Source organism: Arthrobacter sp. 05L45_2, assembly GCF_056397525.1.
In genome coordinates, this window is the sequence record NZ_JBFTNO010000138.1 from 1 (window position 1) to 8677 (window position 8677).

Genomic DNA, 8677 nt, shown 5'->3' on the forward strand with positions numbered 1-8677 from the left:
GTGGTAGCGGTCCGGAAGGACCGCTCCCACTCAGCCTGGTTAACGGGCCTTTCGTCCCTTTCCAGCCCCGGAGCTTCCAGTCCCGCAGCTTCTTGTCCTGCAGCGGGCAGTGCCCGCCCACCGGCCTTAGCGGCGGAATCGCAAGGTCACCAGCTGGAAGGGCCGCAGCACCAGCTCCGCGACGCCGTCCCGGACGGTTACGCCCGGCGCGTTGTCCGGCCGTTCCAGCAGATCCACCGCCTGCACTCCCCGGGCCTCGAAGTTGGCGCTCACCGTACCGGCGGACCGTTCCCCGAGCGACTCGTAGAGCCGGACCACCACGTCACCGGAGGCGTCCTCTGCCAGCTTGACCGCCTCGATTACCAGAGCCGGGTTGGACACACTGACCAGCGGTTCCACGGCCCGGGCTCCCCTGACCACGCGCGGGGCCAGGTTGGTGCGGTATCCCTCCTCGACGGCGGCGGCAATTCCGGCGCCGGGACGAACGGTAACGGTCAGTTCGTGCGGTCCGCGGTCGGCATTCGGATCCGGGAACTTCGGCGCCCGCAGCAGGGAGACCCGCACCGTGGTGGTGGTGCCGCCGTCGTCCGCCCGGACGGCGCGGGTGACGTCGTGTCCGTAGCTGGCCGCGTTGGAAACTGCCACCCCGTAGCCGGGTTCGCCCACGTGGATCCACCGGTGKGCGCAGATYTCGAACTTGGCSGCYTCCCACGACGTATTGACGTGGGTGGGCCGGTAGACATGGCCGAACTGTGTTTCCGACGCCGACCGGTCGGCCCGGACGTCGAACGCAAAGCCGAGTTTGAGCAGCTTCTCCCGCTCCTGCCAGTCCACGGCAGTGGAGATCTCGAGCGAGGCCGCGCCGGGCGCCAACCGCAGCCGCTGGGTTATCGGCGACGTGCCGGCCAGCCGCTCCACAACGACGACGGCGGACCCGCCGTCGTGCTCCCCCCGCACGGCGAGCGCCGCGGTCAGGGGGGTGACGTTGCGCCGGTAGAACGCATCAATGTCCCAGGCGTCCCATTCGTTGGGGGTGTCCCGGTGCAGTTCGAGGAGGTTGCCGAACTGGCCGGGGGCGATCGCCTCGCGGCCGCTGGCGTGGTCCCGGAGTGAGACCAGGAGGCCGTCGGCATTCACCTCGGCGCGGATGATCCCGTTGTCCAGCACGTGGCCGCCACCGGCGGCGGGCGTCGACTGCACGGCGGCCTCCGTGAGGACGGGTGCTGCGGCGGCGAGCGCCGGCACCCCGTCGCGGGCGTGCGGGGCGGCGTTCAGCAGGAACTCCTGGTCGCCCTCCCCCACCAGCGCGCCGGCGGCGTCGGCGATGATCTCCTCCAGCTGGCGGGCGACGGCGGCGTAGTTCCGCTCGGCGTCCTGGTGCACCCAGGCAATCGAACTGCCCGGCAGGATGTCGTGGAACTGCTGCAGCAGCACCAGCCGCCAGAGCCGCTTGAGTTCGGCCGCCGGATACGGCGCGCCGCACCTGACCGCGGCGGTGGCGCTCCACAGTTCGGCCTCGCGGAGCAGATGCTCACTGCGCCGGTTCCCGCGCTTGGTGTTCGCCTGGCTGGTGTACGTGCCGCGGTGCAGTTCGAGGTACATTTCGCCCACCCAGACCGGCAGCGCCTCGTATTCCGCCTCGGCGCCGGCGAAGAACTCCGCGGCCGAGCCGAGCCGGACCCGGGGGGAGCCTTCCAGGTCCGAGGCACGCCGGGCCGCGGCCAGCATCTCCCGTGTGGGGCCGCCACCGCCGTCGCCGTAGCCGAACGGAAGCAGTGACATGGTGCCGCGGCCGTGGTCCCGGAAGTTCCGTTCGGCGTGGGCGAGGTCGCGGGCGCTGACGTCGGAGTTGTAGGAGTCCACCGGCGGGAAGTGGGTGAAGATCCTGGTGCCGTCGATGCCCTCCCAGTGGAACGTGTGGTGCGGCATGCGGTTGACCTGGTTCCAGGAGATCTTCTGGGTCAGGAACCAGCGGCTGCCGGCGGCCTTGACGATTTGCGGCAGTGCGCCGGAGTAGCCAAAGCTGTCCGGGAGCCAGGCTTCCTGGCAGTCGACCCCGAACTCCGCCTGGAAGAAGCTCTTGCCTTCCAGGAACTGCCGCGCCATGGCTTCACCGCCGGGCATGTTCGTGTCCGATTCGACCCACATACCGCCGACGGGCACGAACTGCCCCGCTTTCACCTTTTCCCGGATCCGCCCGAAGAGCTCGGGGTGGTACTCCTTGATCCAGGACAGCTGCTGGGCCGAGGAGCAGGAGAACACGAAGGACGGATCCTCATCCATCAGCGCCACAACGTTGGAGAACGTGCGGGCGCATTTCCGGATGGTTTCCCGGACCGGCCAGAGCCAGGCGGAGTCGATGTGGGCGTGCCCGGTGGCGACCAGCTGGTGCGACGAGGCGTAGGCCGGCCGGTCCAGGACCTCCGCCAGCGCGGCCCGGCCGGCGGCGGCCGTGCCCGGCACGTCGTCGGGGTCCATGATGTCCAGCATCCGCTCGAACGCCCGCAGGATCTCGGGCCGGCGCGGCAGGTCCATCGGCAGTTCGTGCATCAGCCCGCTGAGCGCAACGATGTCCTGCTGCAGGTCCCAGACAGTCTGGTTGATTTCGGCGATCACGATCGGGCCGAGCCGGTAGTGGGGTTCGGAGCCGGCGGTCGCTTTGTCCCCGTAGGGGGTGGCGGCGAACGTCCAGCCCTGTGAGAGGTCCGGGTTGGCTGCCGCCTCGACATAGAAATCCACCGCCAGGCCGGTGCCGAGGAGCTTCAGGGGAATGTACTGGTTGCGCGGCGAGACGGCCTTGATCACTGTTCCGTCCGGCCGCCAGGCGGTGCCTTCGCACTGGAATCCGGGCGCGTCGGTGCTGAAGCCGAGGTTCACCAGGATTTCCACGGCCGTGTCCGCGCCGCCGCCCCAGCCCTCGGGTACCTCACCCTGGAGGCGCAGCCATTTGGTACTCCAGGGACGCCCCCACGGCGCCCCCTGCGGCTGCGGCACGAAGTCCTGCTGCAGCGCCTCCTGGACCGGGACCGGTTCGTCGGGCACGTCCCAACTGCTCAGGGTGAGCGGGAGGCTGCGCGGATAAACCGCGGGGATGATGCGTTCGCGCAGAAAGCGGTCCAGCCGGACTTCCGTGAGACGGCGGTCGTCGTGCAATGTGATCCTCTTAGCGCTGGTGCGGGCAGTTCGACGTCGTGCTCGACCTTGCGTCCAGTCGATGGATAAAATCTACGGCGCCGGGCGCGGTTAAGCCAACGACGCCCGGGTGCCACCGGTTCGCCGACGGGGTTCTGCGGCGGGCCAGGTGATGGCTCAGGCGATGGCAGCCGGGACGCCCACGCGCTCGTGCCCGGCGTAGACATTGAGGGTGGTGCCCCGGCTGAACCCGGCCAGTGTCATCCCGCCCGCCTCGGCGAGTTCCACGGCCAGGCTCGAGGGCGCACTGACGGCGGCGAGGATCGGGATCCCGGCCAGCGATGCTTTCTGGACCAGCTCAAACGACGCCCGGCCGGAGACCTGGAGGACGGTCCCCCGCAGCGGCAGCAGGCCTTCGCGCAGCGCCCAGCCCACCACCTTGTCCACGGCATTGTGCCGCCCCACGTCCTCGCGCAGGCACAGCAGCTCGGCGGACCCGTCGTCGGAGATCCGGAACAGTCCGGCGGCGTGGACTCCGCCCGTAACGTCGAAAACGGCCTGGGCTTCGCGGAGCCGGCCCGGCAGCGACGCGAGGGTCTCCACGGGAATGGTCAGCGGATCCCCGGCCGGGCTGAAGTGGGATGACTTGCGGACGGCGTCGATCGAGTCGGTGCCGCAGATCCCGCAGGAGCTGGAGGTGAAGAAATTCCGGCCCGTGTCCGGCCGGACGACGTCGGCGCGCAGCTGGGCTTCGACGACGTTGAAGGTCTGGACGCCGTCCTCGTCCTCGCCGGCGCAGAAGCGCAGCGAGACGAGTTGCTCCGGTTCCCAAATGACACCCTCGGAGACCAGGAAGCCGGCCACCAAGTCGAAGTCACTGCCGGGGGTCCGCATGGTCACGGAGTAGGACAGGTGGCCCAGCCGGATCTCCAGTGGTTCTTCGACCGCCAGCACGTCCTCGCGGTGCCGGACCGGGAATTCCAGGGCCTGCGGGGAGCCGTCCAGCACGAATTTGTGCACCTTGCGGCGTTGTGTCAGGCGGCCCATCGGATACTCCTCATCAGCAGTGCGTGCGGTACCGGCCGCCCGCGGAGGCGGTCCGGTCCTACATCCATCATGAACGTGGTTGGCGCGTCAGCCAAGCAGGGCGCTCCAGTCCACCGGCCCCTCGGCGGCCTTGCGGGTGGTGCGTTTTGCGGCCGGTTTGGCGGGGGCTTTCGCGGCAGCGGGCTCGGGCAGGGGCGCACCCCAGGGCAGGGCAAACGCCGGCACCGTCTCGCCGAGCTGCACGCCGTGCGGCGGGACCACCAGGATGCCGTCGGCCGCGGCCAGCCCGCGCATCATCCCCGGCCCGGTGTGCTGGGCCGGGGAGGCCATGCCGTACAGCATCCGGAAGGGCATCAGCCGCGTCCGGCCGGGATCGGCGTCGATCATGGTGCCGCAGGGGACCTCGCTGACCGCGGGTGCCGTCCCGTGGCCCAGGGCCGCCAGCAGGGGCGCGCCGATGGTGGAGAGCGCCATCATGGCCGCGAGCGGATTGCCGGGCAACCCGATCACGAAGCGGCCGTCGGGCAGCTCGGCCAGAACGGCGGGGTGCCCCGGGCGCATCGCGATGCCATCGATCAGCAGCCGGCCGCCCAGTTCCGCGACGGTGCGCCGGAGGTGGTCGGTGCCGGACCGGCCGGTTCCCCCGGTGGTGATAACGACGTCGGCCGGTACCTGCTCGGCGTCGGGGTCTGCCGGGGCGGTGCCGTGGGCCGGCTGCACGGCACCCGGGGCGGCGTTACTTGCCGCGGGATCGTTGGTGTCCTCGAGGGCGGCGAGCCACTCCTCGTCGCGGTCCCCGATCTTGACTTCGCCCGCGCAGACACCGCCGAGCATTTCGACGACGGCGGCCAGCTGCGGGCCGAAGGTATCCCGGACTTCCCCGGCCGCCGGGACTCCCGTACTGACGACTTCGGCGCCCGTGAGCACCAGCCGGACCACGGGCTTGCCGAGCACCGGCAGCTCGTCCTGGCCGGCGAGGGCGGCCAGGGCCAGATGCGCCGGGTTGAGTACGGTGCCGGCCCTGATCAGAAGTTCACCGGCCGCAGCCTCTTCGGCGGCCTTCCGGATATGTTCACCGTTGCGGGGTTCCCCGGGTTTGGCTCCCCCGCCCAGCTTCAGTTCCGGCAGCCCGTCCTCATCGGGGGCGATGACGCCGCTTTCGCTGCGGAGGACAGCTTTCGCCCCGGGCGGGATGAGCCCTCCGGTGACAATCGGACTCGCCTGGTGCGGGGCCAGCCGCTGTCCGGGGTCGGCCAGGATCCACGGCCCGCTGCCGTTGACCGCCCAGCCGTCCATCGCGGAGGACGGGTAGTGGGGCATGTCGTGCAGGGCAAGGACGTCCTCGGCAAGGGTCCGGCCCAGTGCACTCCGGAGCGGGACCGGCGCGGGCGGGATCGGAGTGGCGCAGTCGAACGCCAGCTGGCGGGCCTCCTGCCAGCTGTGGGCGAGGTGCCGGTGCGGGGTCTCCGGTTCTTCCGGGCCGTCGGAGCCGGGGGCAGATCCGGGGGTAGGGGCGACGGCGTCGGGCCGGGGCCGGTCCTCGTGGGAGCCGCCGCCGCGGGGAGGCTCCGCCGTCATGCCCCGGGAGCCTCGGCGGCCGCGTACTCCTTGGCGAGTTTGCGGGCGACGCCCATGGCGGCCTGCATGGACACGCTGTCCGGCGCCTGGCCGGATCCGGACGCCAGTCCGGCGGCAAAGCCTGCGATGAAGGTGGTCAGCGGCGCGGCGGGGCGCACCACCGAGTGGGCGGCGACGCCGGCCAGTCCCAGCACTTCGTTGATGTCAATGTCGACGTCTTCGAGCTCGAGGGCCTGCAGCAGTGCACGGCACCAGTCTTCTAGCGTTTCATCCTGGCTCTTCACCGTTTGCCTCCAAGGTCGAGTTGGGCCGCCGCATTTCCGGGGGTGCCGAGCTGGAGTCGGCCGCACCCAGAGCGGCGGCGTCCTCCCAGGTATCCACGTCGTCCGTGGAGCCCGGCGGGACCGGAACCTGCCGCAGCTCCAGACTAGCAAGGAGGGAGAAGACCGATCCGCCTGCCAGGGCGTTTCGCCTGGCAGCTTCAGCAATGGCCCGTTCTAGCGCGGCCGTGCCATAAAGCCCTACAAGGGGCTGCGTCCGCCCGTCCGGGGACACCGCGAGCACGCCGTCGCCGGCCGTTTCGTCGAGGCTGGCTCCCGCTTCCAGGAGGGCGCGCACCGCCCCGGCGACGTGGGGCATATCGCAGGCGAGCACGAGGGTCAGCGGGGCGGCGCCGGGTTCCGGAGAGCCCTGCCCGCCGCCGGCCAGGCGCCGGAGTCCCGCGGCAATGGCCGCGGCCGGGCCGGAGAACGGCGGGTCTTCCCGGCAGTCGAGCACCCCGCGCGGGAGGCTTCCGGGGTCCGGGCCGACCACCACCGTACGGCGGGCGCCCCGGGCGGCGCGCAGGGTCCGCTCCAGCAACGTGGCGCCGTCCACCGTGAACCGGGCCTTAGGTGCGCCTCCGAGCCGGGAGGACCGTCCCCCGGCGAGAATTACGGCGTCGAATTCCACCCGCCCAGCCTAGCCGCCCGTGCGCCGGAGCGCTGCCGGGCGCGGGACTTAGTGCGCCTTTTCGGGGAGCAGGAACGGATCCCAGGCCGGGGCTGGCTTCTCCAGCTCTTTGATCTGCCAGATCGTGCCCCTGGGCGGACCCGGCACAAATCCGAGCTTCCAGCCCATTTCGGCGGGGGTGTGGTCGCCCTTGGCATTGTTGCAGCGCAGGCACGCGGCCACAAGGTTCTCCCACGAGTCGGCCCCGCCGCGGGACTTGGGCTGCACGTGGTCAATGGTGTGGGCGGCCTTGGAGCAGTAGGCGCAGCGGTGGCCGTCACGGCGGAGGACGCCCCGCCGGCTGACGGCGGTGAGGGTGTTGTAGCGGGGGCGGATGTAGCGGTTGAGCAGGATGACCGACGGGCGCCCGAGGATCTCTTGCGGGCCCACTACGGGATCATCCCCCTCGGCCACCACACTGGCCTTCCCTGTTAGCACAAGGACCAGCGCCCGGCGGAAGGTGACTACCGCCAGCGGTTCATATCCAGCATTCAGAACGAGAGTGCGCATCCGCATACCTCTTCACGGCCGCACCCGCCAGGGGCACGAGGGCCGGCTGCCCTGTGCATGGTCGGGCTATGGATCGACACCACAAGAGTAAACACGGATCGCCCGGATCACCGAATTTATTCGTCGCGGATCTATCGCGCCGCGTCCGGAGCGGGTCTCCCCCGACGGCGGTGGGGCCGGCGCCGTACATGGCAAAGGACCCCTGCCGCCGGGCAGGGGTCCTTTGAAATGCTGTGGCCGTAGGCCGGGGTAAGTCCTAGCCGCCGACGCGGATGAAGACCGGGCCGGAGCCGACGTTGACGCTGTACAGCGCGGTGGTTCCGCCGTTCCAGCCGCCGTGAACGGCCATGCCGTTGCCGACGTAAACAGCGATGTGGGCCATGCCCATGCCGCCGTTCTGGTAGTAGGCGAGGTCGCCCGGCTGAGCCTCAGCGGCGCTCACGGTGCGGCCCAGGGAGAGGTAGCCAGCCGGCCAGCCGTGGTAGTGGACGCCCACTGCGGCCAGTGCGTTGGTCACCAGCATGGTGCAGTCCTGGGACACACCGATCTGTGCGTAGGCAGCGGCGGCGATCGAGGCGCCCATGCCGCTGACGGCGGCCGGTGCCTTCGCGTCCAGCGATGCGGTGACCGCGGTGCCAGTGCCGGTACCGGTGGTGGTTCCGGCTTCCTGCACGTTGACAACCGGCTTGGCTTCCTCAACAACGGGAGCCGGTGCGGTGGTGACTGCCGGCTTCTCGTAGGAGATGGCGATGCTGGAGGCCGCAGAGATGGTGGCCGGTGCGTTGGACTGTACTTCCGTGGCGGAAGCGGAGGTCGATTCGCGCTGAACGTTGGTCTCGGCAGCGTTGGCTGCGATACCGCTGGTCAGTACCAGGCCGGAGGCAGCAGCGATAACCGCGGCCTGGCGACCCATACCACCGGCGTTGTCGCCGACGGCCTTAGCAATGACAGCCAGCGAGTTGGTCTTGGTGACCTCCGCGCGGTGGCGTGCAATGKTTGCACGAGTAGTCATTYAGTTCTCTCTTTCGTGATCCTTGKGTCCGCGCGCTTGACAGGCGGGACTGAGGACGCTCCGGCATCTTGGGGGTACGCCGGATCGCCCCGAAACGGGTTTCTTAGCGAAGGGTGTACTGCGAAGACGCGCCAAAAGCGGGAACTGCGTTTACTGATCCAGTCCGGGCGCCGGCAAGGGCAGCGCGGAGCATGGAGTTCAGCGGGCTCATCTGAGCCTCGCTGGCGCGAGAACGCGCAGCATTGTGGCGTGAAGACACGAAAGTAGCCTCTCCCAATGCCTACGAGGTGAGCTGTCGGATTCGGATGGGAGTCACCCGGCCGCGCTGCTTCCTGGGAAGCTTTGCGACTTAACCCCTAGGTCTTCTTGCGAAGACCAAAATTGGTTCCCCCGCCCCTGCCAGACGAT

7 protein-coding genes and 1 riboswitch are annotated in these 8677 nt (G+C 69.9%); all 7 genes read right to left on the minus strand.

All coding sequences use genetic code 11. From position 1 onward, the window contains the following. Positions 1–126 precede the first annotated feature (126 nt). On the minus strand, positions 127–3153 hold the full coding sequence (locus tag AC1DHD_RS11260; protein WP_476879799.1) for an alpha-mannosidase: 3027 nt from the start codon (positions 3151–3153) through the stop codon (positions 127–129). A gap of 156 nt (positions 3154–3309) precedes the next feature. After that, on the minus strand, positions 3310–4179 hold the full coding sequence (fdhD, locus tag AC1DHD_RS11265) for a formate dehydrogenase accessory sulfurtransferase FdhD (protein ID WP_476879800.1): 870 nt from the start codon (positions 4177–4179) through the stop codon (positions 3310–3312). An 87-nt stretch (positions 4180–4266) separates the two neighbouring features. Next, positions 4267–5757, minus strand: coding sequence for a molybdopterin molybdotransferase MoeA (locus AC1DHD_RS11270; RefSeq protein ID WP_476879801.1), 1491 nt, complete (start codon positions 5755–5757; stop codon positions 4267–4269). After that, positions 5754–6041, minus strand: coding sequence for a DUF6457 domain-containing protein (locus AC1DHD_RS11275; RefSeq protein WP_476879802.1), 288 nt, complete (start codon positions 6039–6041; stop codon positions 5754–5756). The genes AC1DHD_RS11270 and AC1DHD_RS11275 overlap by 4 nt, the downstream gene beginning before the upstream one ends. Continuing rightward, the gene (mobA, locus tag AC1DHD_RS11280; protein ID WP_476879803.1) at positions 6025–6708 is read right to left on the minus strand and encodes a molybdenum cofactor guanylyltransferase; all 684 of its coding nucleotides are present in this window, start codon (positions 6706–6708) and stop codon (positions 6025–6027) included. The genes AC1DHD_RS11275 and mobA overlap by 17 nt, the downstream gene beginning before the upstream one ends. Before the next feature lie 48 nt (positions 6709–6756). Beyond that, the gene (locus tag AC1DHD_RS11285; protein ID WP_476879804.1) at positions 6757–7257 is read right to left on the minus strand and encodes an HNH endonuclease; all 501 of its coding nucleotides are present in this window, start codon (positions 7255–7257) and stop codon (positions 6757–6759) included. A 256-nt stretch (positions 7258–7513) separates the two neighbouring features. Then, positions 7514–8269 (minus strand): NlpC/P60 family protein, encoded by a 756-nt coding sequence (locus tag AC1DHD_RS11290; RefSeq protein WP_476879805.1) that lies wholly within the window; start codon positions 8267–8269, stop codon positions 7514–7516. Between the two features lie 263 nt (positions 8270–8532). Beyond that, positions 8533–8677, minus strand: a riboswitch (cyclic di-AMP (ydaO/yuaA leader). This riboswitch is flagged as partial in the annotation.

Excerpts from the sequence above, each read along its gene's own strand:
- AC1DHD_RS11270 (WP_476879801.1), bottom strand. The coding sequence starts at position 5,757 with ATGACGGCGGAGCCTCCCCGCGGCGGCGGCTCCCACGAGGACCGGCCC.
- AC1DHD_RS11285 (WP_476879804.1), bottom strand. The coding sequence starts at position 7,257 with ATGCGCACTCTCGTTCTGAATGCTGGATATGAACCGCTGGCGGTAGTC.
- fdhD (WP_476879800.1), bottom strand. The coding sequence starts at position 4,179 with ATGGGCCGCCTGACACAACGCCGCAAGGTGCACAAATTCGTGCTGGAC.